Genomic DNA, 17,473 nt, shown 5'->3' on the forward strand with positions numbered 1-17,473 from the left:
CCCGCGACGTCCTCCTCCGTGACCATGCAGCCTCCCGCGGTACCGATTCCAGCCGAGATCTCCGTTCCTCCCGCCACCACGGCCCCGGCACCCGCCACGGCCGTGCCCAAGCTGGTGCTGCTGGACCGCGACCACAGCATCCTCGCCTTCAACCGGCGCGTGCTCGACTGGGCACGCCGCCCCGAGGTGCCGCTGATCGAGCGCCTGCGCTACCTGTGCATCGTGTCGTCCAACCTCGACGAGTTCTTCGAGGTCAGGGCCGCCGCGCACCTGATCGCCGCGACCACCGGTCAGGCGCCGGGTGGCGCGTCGCTCGATGCGTTCGAGCGGCTGGCCACGACCGCGCACGCCACCGTGGCCGAGCAGTACGCGCTCTACAACGACGCGCTGATGCCGGCCTTCGCCGAGCACGGCGTCCACATCATCTCGCACGGCGAACGCAACCCGACGCAGCGCAAGTGGGTGCAGGAGTACTTCGAGCGCGAGGTGCGTCCGCTGCTCATCCCGGTCGGGCTCGACCCCTCCCACCCGTTCCCGCAGGTGGCCAACAAGTCGCTCAACTTCATCGTGCGCCTGAGCGGCAAGGACGCCTTCGGGCGCGAGAACCCGATCGCGATCCTGAAGGTGCCGCGCGTGCTGCCGCGCGTGATCCGCATGCCGGCGAAGGTCTCGGGCGGGCGCACGCTGTTCGTGGCGCTCTCCAGCATCGTGCGCGCGCACCTCTCCAGCATGTTCCCGGGGCGCGAGGTGGGCGATTTCTCCCAGTTCCGCGTCACGCGCAACTCCGACCTGTCCGTGGACGAGGAGGACGTGAAGAACCTGCGCACGGCGCTGCGCCAGGGTCTGGAGCACCGGCACTTCGGGCAGGCGGTGCGGCTGGAGGTGTCGGCGAGTTGCGCCGAGTCGCTCGCGAGCTTCCTGCTCGCGCAGTTCAACCTGCCCGAGCGCGCGCTCTACCGCGTCCACGGTCCCGTCAACCTGGCGCGACTCACGCAGCTGATCGACCTGCTGGGCGAGCCCGCCTTCAAGGCGCTGCGGTTCGTGCCCTACAAGGCGTCCTACCCGGTCACGCTGTCGCCCGGGCAATCGTCCTTCGACCGTCTGCTGCGCGGCGACGTGCTGATCCACCAGCCCTTCGAGAGCTTCGACGGCGTGCTGGCCTTCCTGCGCGAGGCGGTGCAGGACCCGCAGGTGCTGGCCATCAAGCAGACCATCTACCGCACCGGCGCCGATTCCGAGATGATGGAGCTGCTGCGCGAGGCCGTGCGCCGCGGCAAGGAAGTCATGGCGGTGGTCGAGCTCAAGGCCCGCTTCGACGAGGAGGCCAACATCAACTGGGCCGAGATGCTCGAGTCGATCGGCGCCCAGGTGGTGTATGGCGTGGTGGGCCTGAAGACGCACGCCAAGATGCTTCTGGTGACGCGGCGCGAGGGCAAGCAGCTGCGCCGCTACGGCCACCTCTCCACCGGCAACTACAACCCGCGCACCGCGGCGCTCTACACGGACATCAGCCACCTCACGGCCGACCCGCTGCTGACGGCCGACATGGACGCCGTGTTCGTGCATCTGGCCGGCCAGAGCCGCCTGCCCAAGCTCAACCGGATGTGGGTCGCGCCGTTCGACCTGCACCGCAACCTGGTCACGCAGATCGACGCCATCGGCGCGGCCGCCGAACGCGGCGAGCCCACCCGCATCGTCGCCAAGATGAACGCCCTGACCGACGACCTGCTCGTCGCGGCACTGGTGCGGGCCGGCCAGAAGGGCGTGCGGATCGACCTCGTCGTGCGCGGCGCCTGCACGCTGCCCGCGCAGCTGCCGGGGCTGACCGACAACATCCGCGTGCGCTCGGTGATCGGCCGCTTCCTGGAGCATTCGCGGGTGTTCTATTTCCGCAACGGCGCCGACGAGTCGCTCTACCTGTCGAGCGCCGACTGGATGAACCGCAACATGATGCGGCGCATCGAGCTGGCCTGGCCGGTGACCGACCCGGTGCTGCGTCAGCGGATCATCGACGAGTGCCTGGTGGCCTACCTGCACGACGGCCGCGACGCCTGGGACCTGGGCGCCGACGGCGTCTACCGCCGCGTCGACGGAGACACGCACCCGCTCGAGGAGGGCGCGTCGCGCCGCATCGAGGCGCACGGCGCGCAGCGCGCGCTCATGGACCGCTACGGCGCGCGCAACGGCGACCGTGCCACCTGAAACCCCCCACCTTCGAGAGGAACGAGTTCATGGACCTGATTTTCTGGCGCCACGCCGAGGCCGAGGACTGGACCGACGGCTGCGACGACCTGCAGCGCGTGCTCACGCCGCGCGGCGAGAAGCAGGCCAAGCGCATGTCGAGCTGGCTCGACCGCCAGCTGCCCGAGGGCACGCGCGTCATCAGCAGCCCGGCGCGGCGCTGCGAGCAGACCGTGATGGCGCTGGAGCGACGCTACAAGCTGCGCGAGGAACTCGCGCCGGACACCACGCCGCAGGCGCTGCTCGCGGCGGCCGGCTGGCCCAATGGCAAGTCCGTGGTGCTGGTGGTGGGCCACCAGCCCTCGCTCGGCCAGGCGATCTCGCAACTCCTGGGCTGGCAGCACGAGAGCTGCCCGGTGCGCAAGGGCTCGGTGTGGTGGATCCGCACCCGGGAGCGCGATGGCGACGTGCAGACCGTGGTCGTCACGGTCCAGACGCCGGAACTGCTCTGACGCCGGCGTTCGCGCCGGCGCGGCGGCAACGGCGCCCGCTCCGGCTCAGCTGACGTCGAAGTCGACGCGCCAGCCGGTCTTCTGCCAGGCCAGCGTCTCCTCGCGCAGCAGGTGCGCCGATTGCGGATAGGCGTCGATCCACCGGCTTCGGCAGCGCAGCGCGAACCCCCGGCCGTTGCGCGCGACCTGCAGTGCCGCCGGATCGGGGTCGCGCCGGGCATGGCACAGGATCACCGCCAGGCGCAGCGTCAGGACCTGCGTCACGAAGGTCTCGTCGTCCAGCGCGGCCTCGAGCTTGCGCAGCTTGCCGCGATGCCCGAGGACCAGCTGGCTGAGCTGGTGCAGGTCGTTGGTCGCGAAGCCCGGCGCGTCGGCGTGATCGAGCACGTAGGCGCCGTGCTTGTGGTATTCGCTGTGGGAGATCTGCGCGCCGATCTCGTGGAGCTGTGCCGCCCAGCCCAGGGCGCGCAGCGCGCGGCCCGCGCGGCTGGTGGCGCTGCTGCTCCGGGCGTCGGGCTCGAGCTGCAGGTAGAGCGCGGTGGCGGTCTCCGACACGCGCCGGGCCTGCGCCGGATCGACCGAGAAGCGCGCGGCCAGGCGCGCGACGGTCGCGCCGCACAGGTCGGTGGTGCCGTCGTTGCGGTCCTGGAGTTCGTACAGCACGCCGTGGCGCAGCGCGCCCTGGGCGACCTGCATCTGCCGGATGTCGAGCAGGTCGAACACCGCGCGCAGCACGCTCAGGCCGCCACCGATGACGGCCTTGCGGTCCTCGCGCATGCCCTCCATGCGCAGGCGCTCGGCGCTGCCGGCCTTCAGCAGGCGGTCGAGCAGCCAGTCGAGCCCCTCGCGCGTGACCACGCCGGCCGGCGCGCCGGAGGCCGCGAGCACGTCGCCCACCGCGCCGATGGTGCCGGAGGCGCCGTAGGCGACGTCCCAGCGGTCGGGCGCGTGGCTGGCCAGCGCCTCGTCGAGGACGGCCTTGGCGGCGATCTCGGCAGTCCGGAAGGCCGAGGCGGTGAACTGGCCCTGCGGGAAGTGCTTCATCGACCAGGCGACGCTGCCCACGCGGTAGGACTCCATCACCTCGGCCTCCAGCGCGTGGCCGATGATCATTTCGGTGGAGCGCCCGCCGATGTCCACCACCAGCCGGCGCTCGCGTCCGGAAGCCTCGGTCTGCGGCAGCATGTGCGCCACGCCCTGGTAGATCAGGCGGGCTTCCTCGCGCCCCGGGATGACGTCGATGCCGAAGCCCAGCACGGTGCGCGCGCGCAACAGGAACTCGTCGCGGTTGCGCGCCTCGCGCAGCGTCTGGGTGGCCACGGCGCGGACCTGGGCGCGCTGGAAGCCGGCCAGGCGTTCGCCGAAGCGCGCCAGCGTGTCCCAGCCGCGCTGCATGGCCTCGGGCGTGAGGTTGCGGTTGGCGTCGAGGCCGTTGCCCAGGCGCACGGTCTCCTTGAGGTACTCGGTGCGCCGGATCTGGTCGTGATCGACCTGGCCGATCTCGAGGCGGAAGCTGTTGGAGCCTAGGTCGATCGCCGCGAGGAGGGAGCCGTTTTGCATGGATGGGAACGAGGAGAGGGGCGGGGGGAGGCGACGCGGCGGGTGGGGCGGCGCCCCGGTCCGTGGGAACCCGATGAGAACCTTCGATGGTATCGCTCGCGGCCCCCGGCGGAAATGACAGTTGCGTGACGCCGTCATCCGGAATCGGGACGCCACAGGTGGCGTTTCCCTCTGGAGAGGCCTGTCACGAAGGCGTCACAGAAGCTTTTTAAAGTCCGCCCGCAACACCATGACCCCGATCCGGGGAATCGGTAGAACCCCTCAAAGGAAGCCTCATGACAACGACTTTCCGCTTCGCCGCCGCCAGCCTCTTCGCGGCCGCCGCCACCTTCTCCCACCTCGCCGCCGCGCAGGACATCACCGGCGCGGGCGCCAGCTTCCCGGCGCCGCTCTATGCCAAGTGGGCCTCCGACTACAACAAGGCCACGGGCGTCAAGATCAACTACCAGTCGGTCGGTTCGGGCGCCGGCCTGAAGCAGATCGATGCCAAGACGGTCGATTTCGGCGCCTCCGACGCGCCGCTCAAGGACGATGAACTCCAGGCCAAGGGCCTGATGCAGTTCCCGACGGTGGTCGGCGGCGTCGTGCCGGTGGTCAACATCCAGGGCATCAAGCCCGGCGAACTCAAGCTCAACGGCCAGGTGCTCGGCGACATCTACCTCGGCAAGATCACCAAGTGGAACGACCCGGCGATCAAGGCGCTCAACGGTTCGCTGGCCCTGCCCGACGCCACCATCGCGCCGGTGCGCCGCGCCGATGGTTCGGGCACCAGCTTCGCCTTCACCAACTACCTGAGCCAGGTCAATCCGGAGTGGAAGGCCAAGGTCGGCGAAGGCACGGCGGTGAACTGGCCCACCGGCGCGGGCGGCAAGGGCAACGAGGGCGTCGCCGCCTTCGTGGGCCGCCTGCCCAACTCGATCGGCTATGTCGAGTACGCCTACGTCAAGCAGAACAAGATGACCTACGCCCAGCTGCAGAACGCCTCGGGCGGCTTCGTCTCGCCCGACGACGAGACCTTCAAGGCCGCCGCCGCCGGCGCCGACTGGGACAAGAGCTTCTATCAGATCCTCAACAACAAGCCCGGCAAGGACGCCTGGCCGATCACCACCGGCACGTTCATCCTGGTGCACAAGGTGCAGGACAAGCCGGCCAACGCCGCCGCCGTGCTGAAGTTCTTCGACTGGGCCTACAAGGGCGGCGACAAGACCGCCGCCGACCTCGACTACGTGCCGATGCCCGACAGCGTGAAGGCCATCATCGCCAAGGCCTGGACCGACAACGTCAAGGATGCGTCGGGCAAGCCCGTCGCCTTCAAGTAAAGCGCCCCCGCCGACGCGCATGAACGGTCCCAAGCCCCCCGGCGCGTCGAATCCGTCACTTCCGGAGCGATCCTTGTCATCCACCTTCCCCGCCCAAGGCGCCCCGCTCGACCTCGCGGTCGAACGCCCGCGCGCGTCCGTCAATCCGCCGCCGGCCCGGCGCCCGCGCACCGGCGCCGCCACCGACCGCCTGTTCGGGCTGGCCGCCAAGGGCGCGGCGCTGCTGACGCTGGCGCTGCTGTTCGGCATCCTGCTGTCGCTGGTCGCCGGCGCCTGGCCGGCGATCGCCAAGTACGGCCTTGGCTTCCTGACCAGCACGGTCTGGGACCCGGTGCAGGAGGAGTACGGCGGGCTGGTGATGATCTACGGCACGCTCGCGACGTCGTTCATCGCGCTGGTGATCGCGGTGCCGGTGAGCTTCGGCATCGCGCTGTTCCTCACGGAGATGTCGCCCTCCTGGCTCAAGCGTCCGCTGGGCACCGCCATCGAGCTGCTCGCGGCCGTGCCGTCGATCGTCTACGGCATGTGGGGCCTGCTGGTGTTCGGGCCGATCCTCTCGACCTACGTGCAGCAGCCGCTGCAGAGCCTGTTCGCCGGCGTGCCCTACCTGGGCGCGCTGGTGTCCGGGCCACCGGTGGGCATCGGCATCCTGTCGGCCGGCATCATCCTGGCCATCATGATCATCCCGTTCATCGCCTCGGTGATGCGCGACGTCTTCGAGGTCACGCCGCCGCTGCTCAAGGAGTCCGCCTACGGGCTGGGCTCCACCACCTGGGAGGTCGTCTCCAAGGTCGTTCTGCCCTACACCAAGGCCGGCGTCATCGGCGGCATCATGCTCGGCCTGGGCCGGGCGCTGGGCGAGACCATGGCCGTGACCTTCGTGATCGGCAACATGAACCAGCTCAACTCGCTGTCGGTCTTCGAGGCCGCCAACAGCATCACGTCGGCCCTGGCCAACGAGTTCGCCGAAGCCGGCGCCGGCCTGCACCAGGCCGCGCTGATGTACCTGGGCCTGGTGCTGTTCTTCATCACCTTCGTCGTGCTGACGCTGTCGAAGGTGCTGCTGCAGCGCATGAAGAAGAGCGAAGGAACGAAATCGTGAGCACCGCCGAAAAACTCCTGAGCGCGCGAGCGCTCGACGAGACGCGCGCGGCGCGCTTCGCCAGCCGCAAGCGCGTCAACCTCGTGGCGCTGACCCTGTCGCTCATGGCGATGGCCTTCGGCGTCTTCTGGCTGATGTGGATCCTGTGGGAGACGCTTCGCCTGGGCATCGGCGGGATCGTGCTGGCCACCTTCACCGAGATGACCCCGCCGCCCAACGAGCCCGGCGGCATCGCCAACGCGATCTTCGGCTCGCTGGTGATGGTCGGCCTGGCGACCTTCGTGGGCACGCCCATCGGCATCATGGCCGGCATCTACCTGGCCGAGTACGACCCCAAGGGCTGGCTCTCCTCGCTCACGCGCTTCGTCAACGACATCCTGCTGTCGGCGCCCTCGATCGTGATCGGCCTGTTCGTCTATGCCGTCGTGGTCGCCTACTTCAAGACCTTCTCGGGCCTGGCCGGCGCGCTGGCCCTGGCGCTGATCGTCATTCCGGTGGTGATCCGCACGACCGAGAACATGCTGCAGCTGGTGCCCCCGGGCCTGCGCGAGGCGGCCTACGCCCTGGGCACGCCGAAGTGGAAGGTCATCATCAGCATCACGCTGCGCGCCGCGCGCGCCGGCGTCGTGACCGGCATCCTGCTGGCCGTCGCCCGCATCGCCGGGGAGACCGCGCCGCTGCTGTTCACCGCCCTGAACAACCAGTTCTGGACCTCCGACGTCAGCCAGCCGATGGCCAGCCTGCCGGTGACGATCTTCAAGTTCGCGATGAGCCCGTACGAGAACTGGCAGCAGCTGGCCTGGGCCGGGGTCTTCCTGATCACCGTCGCGGTGCTGGGCCTCAACATCCTCGCGCGCGTGCTCACGCGCTCCAAACACTAGACACCGAACCAGCGCGAATCCCATGCCCACCACCCTCGCTTCCCCTCCCGTGCGCTCGAAGATCTCGGTCAAGGACCTGAACTTCTACTACGGCAAGTTCCACGCCCTCAAGGGCATCAACCTCGAGATCCCCGAGAATCAGGTCACGGCCTTCATCGGTCCCTCGGGCTGCGGCAAGTCGACCCTGCTGCGCACCTTCAACCGCATGTTCGAGCTCTACCCGGAGCAGCGCGCCGAGGGCGTCATCTCGGTGGACGGCGAGAACCTGCTCACGTCCAAGCAGGACGTGGCCATCATCCGCGCGAAGATCGGCATGGTGTTCCAGAAGCCCACGCCGTTCCCGATGTCGATCTACGACAACATCGCCTTCGGCGTGAAGCTGTTTGAGAACCTCAGCGCGAGCGACATGGACGACCGCGTGGAGTGGGCGCTGAAGAAGGCCGCGCTCTGGACCGAGGTGCGCGACAAGCTCCAGCAGAGCGGCTCGGGCCTCTCCGGCGGCCAGCAGCAGCGCCTGTGCATCGCGCGCGGCATCGCCATCAAACCCGAGGTGCTGCTGCTCGACGAGCCGTGCTCGGCGCTCGACCCGATCTCCACCGGCAAGGTGGAGGAACTGATCGCCGAGCTCAAGAGCGACTACACCGTCGTCATCGTGACGCACAACATGCAGCAGGCCGCGCGCTGCAGCGACCACACGGCCTACATGTACCTGGGCGACCTGATCGAGTTCGGCGAGACCGAGCAGATGTTCTTCAAGCCCAAGCGCAAGGAGACCGAGGACTACATCACCGGCCGCTTCGGCTGACACGGAGACCGACATGACAGAAAAACACCTTTCGAGCCAGTTCGACAGCGAGCTCAACGGCGTGTCGTCGCGCGTGATGGAGCTCGGCGGCATGGTCGAGTCGCAGATCCATCAGGCGGTCTACGCGCTGTCGGAGTTCGACGCCGACGCGGCCGACCGCGTCGTGGAGACCGAGGTGCGCGTCAACGCGATGGAGATGGAGATCGACCGCGAGCTCTCCTCGATCATCGCGCGGCGCCAGCCGACCGCGCGCGACCTGCGCCTGCTCATCGCGATCTCCAAGACGACCGCCAACCTCGAGCGCGTGGGCGACGAGGCCAACAAGATCGCCCGCATGGTCAAGTCGATCATCGAGAGCGGGGCGGCGCGCGCGCTGCCCTCGACCGAGCTGCGCATCGCCGCCGACCTGGCCTCGGGCCTGCTGCGCAAGGCGCTGGACGCGTTCGCCCGCCTCGACACCGCCGCGGCGCTGTCGATCCTCAAGGAGGACGACCAGATCGACCAGGAGTTCGACGGTTTCGTGCGCAAGCTGGTGACCTACATGATGGAGGACCCGCGCACCATCTCGGCCAGCCTCGACCTGCTGTTCCTGGCCAAGGCCATCGAGCGCATCGGCGATCATGCCAAGAACATCGCCGAGTTCATCATCTACATCGTCAAGGGCGCCGACGTGCGCCACACGTCGATGGCCGAGATCGAGTCGGCACTGCAGTGAGGCCGGTTCCCGGACCGGACAATCCGTCGTCATGAAGAAGCCCAGAGTCCTCATCGTCGAAGACGAGTCCTCGATCGCCGAGCTGATCGCCGTCAACCTGCGCCACAACGGCTTCGAGCCGATCTGGGCCGAGGACGGCGCCGCGGCGCAGCGCGAGATCGACACGCTCGCCCCCGACCTGATCCTGCTCGACTGGATGCTGCCGGGCCAGAGCGGCCTGCAGCTCGCGCGCCAGTGGCGCAAGGAGGCGCGCACCAAGGCGATCCCGATCGTCATGCTCACCGCGCGCGGCGACGAGCCCGACAAGGTGGCCGGGCTGGACGCCGGCGCCGACGACTACATCACCAAGCCGTTCTCCACGCAGGAGATGCTCGCGCGCATCCGCGCCGTGCTGCGCCGCCGCGCGCCGGAGGCGCCGGACGAGCGCGTGGTCATCGGCGAGCTCGCGCTCGACACCGCCACGCACCGCGTCACCTGGCAGGGCGCGCCGCTGAAGGTCGGGCCGACCGAGTTCAAGCTGCTGGGCTACCTCATGCAGCACGCCGAGCGCGTCCACAGCCGTTCGCAGCTGCTGGACAACGTCTGGGGCGACCACGTCTACATCGAGGAGCGCACGGTCGACGTGCACGTCAAGCGCCTGCGCGAATCGCTGGGCAGCGCGGCACCGATGGTGGAGACCGTGCGCGGCGCGGGCTACCGCCTGACGGCGCAGGCCACGGTGTGAGGCGTCGCCCGGCGGTGGCCGGCGCGCGACGCCCCGGATAATCGGCGCCATGCCGTTTCGCATCGCACTGTTCCTCCTGGCGACGCTGGCCGGCGCCGTCCTGGTCGGGCTGGCCTCCGGCTGGCCGCAGGCGGGCTGGGGCGCCTGGGCCGGGGCCGCCCTGTGGTTCGCGCTGGACACCGTGCGCGGCCAGCGTTTCCTCAACGTGATGCGCAAGGACGTGGCCGGCCTGCCGATGCGCGGCGCCGGCATCTGGGGCGAGCTGTCCGAGCGCATCCGCAAGTCGCTGCGCGAGCGCGACCAGCAGATCCGCCAGGCCCAGGATCGCCTGCAGGAATTCCTCGCCGCCATCCAGGCCTCGCCCAACGGCGTGATCCTGCTCGACGAGCAGGGCCGCATCGAGTGGTGCAACCAGACCGCGGCCGGCCAGTTCGGCATCGACGCCGAGCGCGACCTGCTCCAGCACCTGTCCAACCTCGTGCGCGACCCGGCCTTCGTGGCCTACCTCGCCTCCCACAACTACAGCCGCGACGTCGTGATCGACGCCACGCACGCGCGCCTGGGCGCGGGGCACGCGCCGTCGCGCCTGTCGGTGCAGGTGCATCCGTACGCCGGCAACCGGCGCATGCTGCTCACGCGCGACATCACGGCGCTGGAGCAGGCCGAAGCCATGCGGCGCGACTTCGTCGCCAACGTCTCGCACGAGATCCGTACGCCGCTGACGGTGCTCGCGGGCTTCGTGGAGACGCTGCAGAACCTGCCGCTCGACGCCGGGGAGCGTTCGCGCTACCTCGCCCTGATGGCGCAGCAGTCGCACCGCATGGAGACGCTGGTCAACGACCTGCTGACGCTGTCGCGCCTCGAGGGCAGCGCCGCGCCCAAGATCGGCCAGTGGACGCGCGTGCGGGCGCTGATCGCACAGTGCGAAGACGAGGCGCGCGGCCTGTCGAGCCGCCTGTCGCCCGCGCAGGCGCACCGCCTGGTGTTCGACCTGAAGGACGACGCCGAGATCGCGGGCGCGCCGACCGAGCTGCAGAGCGCGATGTCCAACCTGCTGAGCAACGCCGTGCGCTACACGCCCGGCGGCGGCGAGGTGGCGGTCAGCTGGCGCGTGCTGGCCGACGGCCGTGGCGAGTACGCCGTGCGCGACAGCGGCCCCGGCATCGCCGCCGAGCACATCCCGCGCCTGACCGAGCGCTTCTATCGCGTCGACCGCAGCCGTTCGCGCGAGACCGGCGGCACCGGCCTGGGCCTGGCCATCGTCAAGCACGTCGCGCAGCGCCACGGCGCCGAACTTCGCATCGAGAGCACGCCGGGCAAGGGCTCGCGTTTCGCGCTGCTGTTCCCCGCCTCGCGCCTGCGTCCGCTGCGTCCGGCGGTGGCGGCGGCCGCCGGGACGCACGTCAGCGCGACGACCGCCTGAGGGTGCGCCGCAGCAGCGCCGCGAACAGCAGCGCGGTCGCGGCCAGCGCCGCCGCGCTCATCAGCCAGAAGGCCAGCGGCGAGCGCATCGCCTCCCACGGTCCCAGGCCCCGGTAGGCCAACAGGTAGCTGCCGCCCAGCCCCACGCCCCAGAGCAGTCCGCAGTAGAGGATCAGCGGCATCACCGTGATGCGGTAGCAGCGCAGGACGAAGACGCACAGGGTCTGCACGGCATCGGCGAGGTGGTAGGCGGCGGTCGCGAGCAGCAGCACCGCCGCCATCGCCACGACGCCGGGACGATCGGAATAGACGCCCGCGAGCTGCCAGCGCAGCGCGACCATCGCCGCCGCCCAGGCCAGCGCGCACGCCAGCGTGAGTTCGAAGCCGCGCCGGCAGGCCTGGCGCGCCCGCGCGCCGTCGCCCGTGCCGAGCCAGAAGCTCACCCGCGCGCTGGTGGCGATGGCCAGCGACAGCGGGAACATGTAGGCCACGGCGGTGAGGTTCGAGGCGATCTGGTGCGCCGCCGAGGCCACCGTGCCCAGCCGCGCGATGAACAGCGCCATCAGCGTGAAGGAGGTCACCTCCACCAGCACCGCCAGTCCCGCCGGCACGCCCAGGCGCGCGAATTGCGCCAGCGCGCGCCGGTCCGGCGGCTCCACGCGCCGCCACAGGTCGTAGGCCGCGTAGAACGCGCCGCGCCGCAGCACCACGACGGCGCAGGCCAGCATGGCCCAGTTGACCACCAGCGTGGCCCAGCCGCAGCCGGCCAGCCCGAGCGCCGGCACGCCCGCGCCCCCGAAGGTCAGCCACACCGACAGCGGCAACTTGACGGCCAGCGCGCCCAGCTGCAGCCAGGTCACGAAGCGTGGCTTGCCCAGGCTCTGGTTGAGCGTGCCGAAGATGCGGAACAGGAGCGCTGGCGGCAGGGCGAAGGCGAGGATGGCGAGGTAGCGCTCGACGTCCCCGCGCAGGGTCCCGGGCACCTCCGTCCACTGCAGCAGGGCACCCGGCATCAGCAGCACGGCCATGCCCACGGCGATGGCGAGGGCGCACACGTAGAGCGACTGGCGCACCGAGCGGCCGACTTCCGAGGCGCGCCGCGCGCCGTGGAGCTCGGCCCACACCGGCAGCAGCGCCTGCATCGCGCCCATCAGCGAGACGAAGACGCTGATGAAGATGGCCGAACCCACCGACAGCGCGGCCAGCGCGTCCTCGGCGTAGCGGCCGGCCACGATGGTGTCGGTGACGCCGAAGGCCATCACCGCGAGTTGCCCGACCAGCACGGTGGCGGCATGCCCGGCGATCAGGCGGCGCTCGCTGCGCGCCGGCACGGCGTCGCCCGTCACGGGCCGGTGCGCTGGAAGAGCAGCAGGTCGTCGCTCGCGCTGCTGGGTCGGCGCAGCGTGCCGACGAAGCGCCAGCGATCGAAGCTGGCGACGTCCTTCAGGCGCGCGATGGCGTCGGGGCCGACGACCATCCAGCCGCACGGCGTGTCCGCCGCGAGCGGACGCAGGTCGAAGCCCGCGTGGTGGCGCAGCGCCGAGATCTGCGAGCGCCCGACGCCCAGCAGCGCGAGGCAGGTCGGCGCGCGGGGCGCGCCCGGGGCGACGTCGGCGCGTTCGATGCGCTCGGCGATGGCGCGCACCTGCGGTGCGTAGCTCAGGGCGTAGTCCAGCGAGGGCAGCCACAGCGTGGTGCCCAGCAGCCAGCACAGGGCCGCGCCGCCGCCGGGCAGCACCAGCGACTTCCACAACGCCGCCCGATGGCGGCCGCTGCGCCAGCGCACCAGCCAGCACCACGCCAGCGTCGCCGCGATGGCGAAGACCAGCGTCAGCCAGGAGAACTGCGGCACGAACCCCGGCGTCAGCCGCGCGACGCTGGCGGCCATCTTGGGTGGCGTGCCGGTCTGCATGGCGATCCAGTAGCCCCAGATGATGACGGCGGCGCTGCTGAAGAAAAGCAGCGTGAACCAGTCGACCAGCGCGGCCACGCTGCGGCGCAGGGTCGGCAGGGCGAAGGCGGCCAGGGTGGCCACCGCGGGCAGGCCGAGCAGCAGCGACCGGTCGGAGAAGCCGGTGGTCCAGGTGGCCGCCAGCGGCACGGCCATGAACAGCAGCGGCAACGCCAGATGGCGCGCGGCCAGTTGCCCGCGCCAGCGCCACAGCGTCCACACGACCAGCGGCCAGGCCGGCCAGGTGAACCACAGCATCAGCTTGACCAGACTGCGCAGGTCCGAGCCCAGCGACTTGTCCGGGCGCAGCCCCGGCAGCACGATCTGCCAGTGCCACAGGCCCAGCAGGGCGGCGAGCGCGGCGGCGGCCAGCGCGACGCCGGCGATCCGCCCCGCCGTGCCCGACGGGTAGAGCGGGGCCTCGCGCGCGATGTCGGCGTAGAGCGTGGTGGTGTCGGTCGCGCGGCGCGCGTGACGCCGGCGGTCGGTGGAGACGACCAGGGCGCTGCCCAGTCCGAGCGCGAGCGCCACCGCCGGCGCGCCGCTCAGCGTCAGTCCGAGCAGGCCCGCCACGAGCGCTGCCCATGCACCCAGGCGGTGGTAGGGCAAGGCGGCGACGCCGTAGAGCAGCCAGGCGGCGAAGAACAGCTGCGCCAGCGCCGGCGTGGTCTCGTGGCCCAGCTGCGCCAGCCCCAGGCAGGCGATCAGCGCCAGCAGCGCGCCGTCGGCGATGGCGCGCGCGTAGTCGGTGGGCTGTGCCTCGCCGCCGAACGCGAACGCGACGGGCTGGGCGTCGGGCGTGCGCGCCAGGTGATAGACCGCATACCAGGTCGCCGCGAACACGCCCCACAGCAACACGGCGAAGGCGATGCGCACGGCGAGGTCCGGCGTGACCCAGCCCGGCGCGACCTTGATCGCCAGAGCGCCGAGCCAGTAGGGCAGGAGTGCCGGCATGTCCGGCCGCAGGCCCAGCAGCAGCGGGTCGAACCAGCGTGCCAGTCCCTCGCCGCCGCGGGCGAGCTCGGCCATGTAGCCGTAGCTGGCGATGTCGGCGCTCTTCCAGGGCCCGCGGCCGAGCAGGCCCGGCATCAGGTAGGCGGCGCACAGCAGGAGCAGGGCGAGGCGCGGCATCCGGCGCACGGCGCTCTGGGCAACGATCGCGGGCGTGGGCTGGCTCAAGGCGAAAGGGAGGGCGGGAGAGGGAACGGGAAAGAAAAAGGGCAGCGCGGTAAACCGGGCTGCCCTCGACTGGAAGCGATCGCCTTACTTGGCGACGGCGCCGGTGGTCTTGCCGAAACGGTTGCGGAACTTCTCGACGCGACCGCCCATGTTGTCGACCGACTTCTGCGTGCCGGTGTAGAAGGGATGCGATTCGCTCGTGGTGTCGAGCTTGAACAGCGGCAGTTCGCGGCCGTCGTCGGCGGTGCCCATCTCGCGGGTGTTCGCGCACGAACGCGTCACGAACTTGAAGCCGTTGGACATGTCCACGAACAGGACTTCGCGGTAGTTCGGGTGGATGCCTTCTTTTGCCATGGTGTTGGTTTCCTTGCGGGGTCGTTGCGAGAGCCACAAGCCGTCGATCGCGCCGGATCGGAAGGCTGTCCCTGGAAGGGGCGGGGCGGACCTGCCCTGCTGCACTTTTCGCGGAGCCCATGATTATCGCATACTGAAGAGACATGAACACGAACCCGCTTCGAATCGGCCTCGTCGGCTATGGCTTCGCCGGCCAGACCTTCCACGCGCCGGTGCTGACTTCCGTGCCGGGCCTGCAACTGGTCGCCGTGGCCAGTTCCAGGCCCGAGCGCGTCCGGGCCGACTGGCCCGGCGTGGCGGTGGAGTCCGATGCCGCCGCCTTGTGCGATCGCGAGGATGTCGACCTGGTCGTGATCGCCGCGCCCAACGACGTGCATCACCCCCTGGCGGCCCGCGCGCTGGACGCGGGCAAGCACGTGGTGGTGGACAAGCCCTTCGTGCTCGACGCGGCGCAGGCGCGCGAACTCGCCGCGCTCGCGCGGGCACGCGGCCGGCTGCTGTCGGTCTACCAGAATCGTCGCTACGACGCCGACTACCTGACCCTGCGCGACCTGCTGGCGAGCGGTGCGGTGGGCCGTCCGGTGTACTTCGAGTCCCATTTCGACCGCTTCCGTCCCGACGTGCGCGCGCGCTGGCGCGAGCAGGACGTGCCCGGCGCCGGTCTCTGGCTGGACCTCGGGTCGCACCTGCTCGACCAGGCCGTGCAGCTCTTCGGACGCCCCGACGTCCTCCGGCTCGACACCGCCGCCCTGCGTGATGGCGCCGTCGTCGACGACCATTTCCATGCCGTGCTGCGCTACGAACGGGGCGCCGGCGCGCCGTTGCGCGTCGTGCTGCACGCCACCACGCTGGCGGCTCAGGCCGCGCCGCGCTACGTCCTGCACGGCACCCGGGGCAGCTACGTGAAGCATGGCGTGGATCCGCAGGAGGACGCCCTGCGCGCGGGCCGGCGCCCGGGCGGCGAGGACTGGGGCGTCGATCCCCATCCCGGTGCCCTCAAGGTCGCGGCTTTCGAGAACTGGTTCAGCGACAGCACCGTTCCCAACCGCCGTGGCAACTACGCCGGCTACTACGCCGCCGTGCGCGACGCGGTCCGCGGCGCGGGCCCGAATCCCGTGCCGCCCGAGCAGGCCGTCGAACTCATGGAACTGCTCGATGAAGGCCGGCGCAGCGCGGCGGAAGCGGCGGCCCAACCGGGCGCGTGACGGACGGGCCAAAAAAAATCCCGTCGGAGGACGGGATTTCTGTCGATGGATATCCGGGCACCGGTGTCCGCCCCTGCGAAGAGGGGCATCGAAGCGACGTGGAGTGCGCGCGGGACCGGGTCAGCCGCCGCGCCGCATCATGTCGAAGAACTCCACGTTCGTCTTCGTCGCCTTCATGTTCTTGAGCATCAGCTCCATCGACTCGATCTCGTCCATGTTGTACATGAGCTGGCGCAGGATGCGGGTCTTCTGCAGGATCTCGGGCGCGAGCAGCAGTTCCTCGCGGCGGGTGCCGCTGCGATTGAGCTGGATCGACGGGAACACGCGCTTCTCGTAGAGGCGGCGATCGAGGTGGATCTCGGAGTTGCCGGTGCCCTTGAACTCCTCGAAGATCACTTCGTCCATGCGGCTGCCGGTGTCGATCAGCGCGGTGCCGATGATGGTCAGCGAGCCGCCTTCCTCGACGTTGCGGGCCGCGCCCAGGAAACGCTTGGGCCGCTGCAGGGCGTTGGAGTCCACGCCGCCGGTCAGCACCTTGCCCGAGGAGGGCACGACGTTGTTGTAGGCGCGGGCGAGGCGGGTGATCGAGTCCAGCAGGATCACCACGTCCTTCTTCAGTTCGACCAGGCGCTTGGCGCGCTCGATCACCATCTCGGCGACGTGCACGTGGCGGGCCGCGGGTTCGTCGAAGGTCGAGGCGATGACCTCGCCCTTGACGGTGCGCTGCATCTCGGTCACTTCCTCGGGCCGCTCGTCCACCAGCAGCACCATCATGTGCACCTCGGGATAGTTGGCGCTGATGGCATGGGCGATGTGCTGCATCATGACCGTCTTGCCGCTCTTGGGCGGTGCCACCAGCAGGGCGCGCTGGCCCCGGCCGATGGGGGCGATGATGTCGATGATCCGGCCGGTGATGTTCTCCTCGCCCTTGATGCCGTCGCGCTCGAGCTTCATCTGCTCCTTGGGGAACAGCGGCGTCAGGTTCTCGAACATCACCTTGTGCTTGTTCTGCTCGGGCGGGCCGCCGTTGACGGCGTCGAGCTTGGTCAGCGCGAAGTAGCGCTCGCCGTCCTTGGGCGTGCGGACCTCGCCTTCGACCATGTCGCCGGTGTGCAGGTTGAAGCGCCTCACCTGGCTCGGCGAGATGTAGATGTCGTCGGTGCTGGCGGTGAAGCTGGTGTCGGGGCTGCGCAGGAAGCCGAAGCCGTCGGGCAGGATTTCGAGCACGCCATCGGCGAAGACCTGTTCGCCGGCCTTCGCGCGCTTCTTGATGATCGCGAACATCAGTTCCTGCTTGCGCATGCGGCCGGTGTTTTCGATCTCAAGGGCTTCGGCCTGCTTGAGGACTTCAGACACGTGGAGTGCCTTGAGTTCGTTTAAGTGCATGGAGCAACCCCACACGGGGGCAATGTCGAACGGGAGACGGGGGGAGGTTCGGGAAGAGGCGAGAACGGCCTCGGGAACCGGGGAACTCAAACCGGGCGAGCCGGTGATCTGTCCGAGATTATGACAGGAAAAAAAAGGCGGCCGCCGCGTTGCGCGGGTGGCCGCCGTGCGCCCAAG

15 protein-coding genes are annotated in these 17,473 nt (G+C 70.0%); 10 read left to right on the plus strand and 5 right to left on the minus strand.

Translation table 11 applies throughout. The annotated features are described in order from the left end of the window. Window positions 1-24: 24 nt before the first annotated feature. Both ppk1 and NF681_10345 read left to right on the plus strand, forming a co-directional pair. A complete protein-coding gene (gene ppk1 / locus NF681_10340) occupies window positions 25-2,202 on the plus strand; it encodes a polyphosphate kinase 1 (protein ID UST55534.1) in 2,178 nt (725 codons plus the stop codon). 29 nt (window positions 2,203-2,231) lie between these two features. Further along, on the plus strand, window positions 2,232-2,693 hold the full coding sequence (locus tag NF681_10345) for a histidine phosphatase family protein (GenBank protein UST55535.1): 462 nt from the start codon (window positions 2,232-2,234) through the stop codon (window positions 2,691-2,693). Between the two features lie 45 nt (window positions 2,694-2,738). Here the strand turns inward: NF681_10345 and NF681_10350 are convergent, their stop codons facing one another. Further along, window positions 2,739-4,253 (minus strand): Ppx/GppA family phosphatase, encoded by a 1,515-nt coding sequence (locus NF681_10350; GenBank protein UST55536.1) that lies wholly within the window; start codon window positions 4,251-4,253, stop codon window positions 2,739-2,741. Between the two features lie 275 nt (window positions 4,254-4,528). On the opposite strand from NF681_10350, the gene pstS reads away from it, so the two are divergent. Genes pstS through phoR form a run of 7 tightly spaced genes read left to right on the plus strand, consistent with a single transcriptional unit; the run spans window position 4,529 to window position 11,222 of the window. Next, complete coding sequence (gene pstS / locus NF681_10355) at window positions 4,529-5,572, plus strand: phosphate ABC transporter substrate-binding protein PstS (protein ID UST55537.1); 1,044 nt, start codon at window positions 4,529-4,531, stop codon at window positions 5,570-5,572. Window positions 5,573-5,591: 19 nt separating this feature from the next. Further along, complete coding sequence (pstC, locus tag NF681_10360) at window positions 5,592-6,674, plus strand: phosphate ABC transporter permease subunit PstC (GenBank protein ID UST55538.1); 1,083 nt, start codon at window positions 5,592-5,594, stop codon at window positions 6,672-6,674. Further along, entirely contained in the window at window positions 6,671-7,555 is an 885-nt protein-coding gene (pstA, locus tag NF681_10365) for a phosphate ABC transporter permease PstA (protein UST55539.1), read from the plus strand. Before pstC ends, pstA begins: the two co-directional genes overlap by 4 nt. Window positions 7,556-7,577: 22 nt before the next feature. Next, entirely contained in the window at window positions 7,578-8,360 is a 783-nt protein-coding gene (pstB, locus tag NF681_10370) for a phosphate ABC transporter ATP-binding protein PstB (protein ID UST55540.1), read from the plus strand. A gap of 13 nt (window positions 8,361-8,373) precedes the next feature. After that, window positions 8,374-9,075, plus strand: a complete 702-nt coding sequence (gene phoU / locus NF681_10375; GenBank protein UST55541.1) for a phosphate signaling complex protein PhoU — start codon at window positions 8,374-8,376, stop codon at window positions 9,073-9,075. Window positions 9,076-9,106: 31 nt separating this feature from the next. After that, on the plus strand, window positions 9,107-9,799 hold the full coding sequence (phoB, locus tag NF681_10380) for a phosphate regulon transcriptional regulator PhoB (protein UST55542.1): 693 nt from the start codon (window positions 9,107-9,109) through the stop codon (window positions 9,797-9,799). Window positions 9,800-9,848: 49 nt separating this feature from the next. After that, window positions 9,849-11,222 carry a phosphate regulon sensor histidine kinase PhoR gene (gene phoR / locus NF681_10385; GenBank protein UST55543.1) on the plus strand — a complete coding sequence of 458 codons (1,374 nt, stop codon included), beginning with the start codon at window positions 9,849-9,851 and terminating at the stop codon, window positions 11,220-11,222. Here the strand turns inward: phoR and NF681_10390 are convergent. From NF681_10390 to NF681_10400, 3 genes are all read right to left on the minus strand, one after another. Continuing rightward, on the minus strand, window positions 11,203-12,567 hold the full coding sequence (locus NF681_10390; GenBank protein UST55544.1) for an MATE family efflux transporter: 1,365 nt from the start codon (window positions 12,565-12,567) through the stop codon (window positions 11,203-11,205). The two genes, phoR and NF681_10390, sit on opposite strands and share 20 nt — an antisense overlap. Beyond that, complete coding sequence (locus NF681_10395; GenBank protein ID UST55545.1) at window positions 12,564-14,351, minus strand: hypothetical protein; 1,788 nt, start codon at window positions 14,349-14,351, stop codon at window positions 12,564-12,566. The genes NF681_10390 and NF681_10395 overlap by 4 nt, the downstream gene beginning before the upstream one ends. Window positions 14,352-14,435: 84 nt before the next feature. Next, window positions 14,436-14,705: a type B 50S ribosomal protein L31 gene (locus NF681_10400; GenBank protein ID UST55546.1), complete on the minus strand. Its 270-nt coding sequence runs from the start codon at window positions 14,703-14,705 to the stop codon at window positions 14,436-14,438. Window positions 14,706-14,848: 143 nt separating this feature from the next. Between NF681_10400 and NF681_10405 the strand changes: the two genes are divergently transcribed. Further along, window positions 14,849-15,910, plus strand: a complete 1,062-nt coding sequence (locus NF681_10405; GenBank protein ID UST55547.1) for an oxidoreductase — start codon at window positions 14,849-14,851, stop codon at window positions 15,908-15,910. 120 nt (window positions 15,911-16,030) lie between these two features. Here NF681_10405 and rho read toward each other — a convergent pair whose 3' ends face one another. Continuing rightward, window positions 16,031-17,296, minus strand: coding sequence for a transcription termination factor Rho (gene rho / locus NF681_10410; protein UST55548.1), 1,266 nt, complete (start codon window positions 17,294-17,296; stop codon window positions 16,031-16,033). Window positions 17,297-17,473 lie beyond the last annotated feature (177 nt).

This window comes from Comamonadaceae bacterium OTU4NAUVB1, assembly GCA_024372625.1.
Classification (GTDB): Bacteria; Pseudomonadota; Gammaproteobacteria; order Burkholderiales; family Burkholderiaceae_C; genus Variovorax.

What these genes read in the sequence shown, in the direction of transcription:
- ppk1 (UST55534.1), top strand. Translation starts at nt 25, where the DNA reads ATGCAGCCTCCCGCGGTACCGATTCCAGCCGAGATCTCCGTTCCTCCC.
- phoU (UST55541.1), top strand. Translation starts at nt 8,374, where the DNA reads ATGACAGAAAAACACCTTTCGAGCCAGTTCGACAGCGAGCTCAACGGC.
- NF681_10400 (UST55546.1), bottom strand. Translation starts at nt 14,705, where the DNA reads ATGGCAAAAGAAGGCATCCACCCGAACTACCGCGAAGTCCTGTTCGTG.
- NF681_10345 (UST55535.1), top strand. Translation starts at nt 2,232, where the DNA reads ATGGACCTGATTTTCTGGCGCCACGCCGAGGCCGAGGACTGGACCGAC.
- pstC (UST55538.1), top strand. Translation starts at nt 5,592, where the DNA reads ATGAACGGTCCCAAGCCCCCCGGCGCGTCGAATCCGTCACTTCCGGAG.
- pstB (UST55540.1), top strand. Translation starts at nt 7,578, where the DNA reads ATGCCCACCACCCTCGCTTCCCCTCCCGTGCGCTCGAAGATCTCGGTC.
- phoB (UST55542.1), top strand. Translation starts at nt 9,107, where the DNA reads ATGAAGAAGCCCAGAGTCCTCATCGTCGAAGACGAGTCCTCGATCGCC.
- phoR (UST55543.1), top strand. Translation starts at nt 9,849, where the DNA reads ATGCCGTTTCGCATCGCACTGTTCCTCCTGGCGACGCTGGCCGGCGCC.
- rho (UST55548.1), bottom strand. Translation starts at nt 17,296, where the DNA reads ATGCACTTAAACGAACTCAAGGCACTCCACGTGTCTGAAGTCCTCAAG.
- NF681_10405 (UST55547.1), top strand. Translation starts at nt 14,849, where the DNA reads ATGAACACGAACCCGCTTCGAATCGGCCTCGTCGGCTATGGCTTCGCC.
- pstS (UST55537.1), top strand. Translation starts at nt 4,529, where the DNA reads ATGACAACGACTTTCCGCTTCGCCGCCGCCAGCCTCTTCGCGGCCGCC.
- NF681_10350 (UST55536.1), bottom strand. Translation starts at nt 4,253, where the DNA reads ATGCAAAACGGCTCCCTCCTCGCGGCGATCGACCTAGGCTCCAACAGC.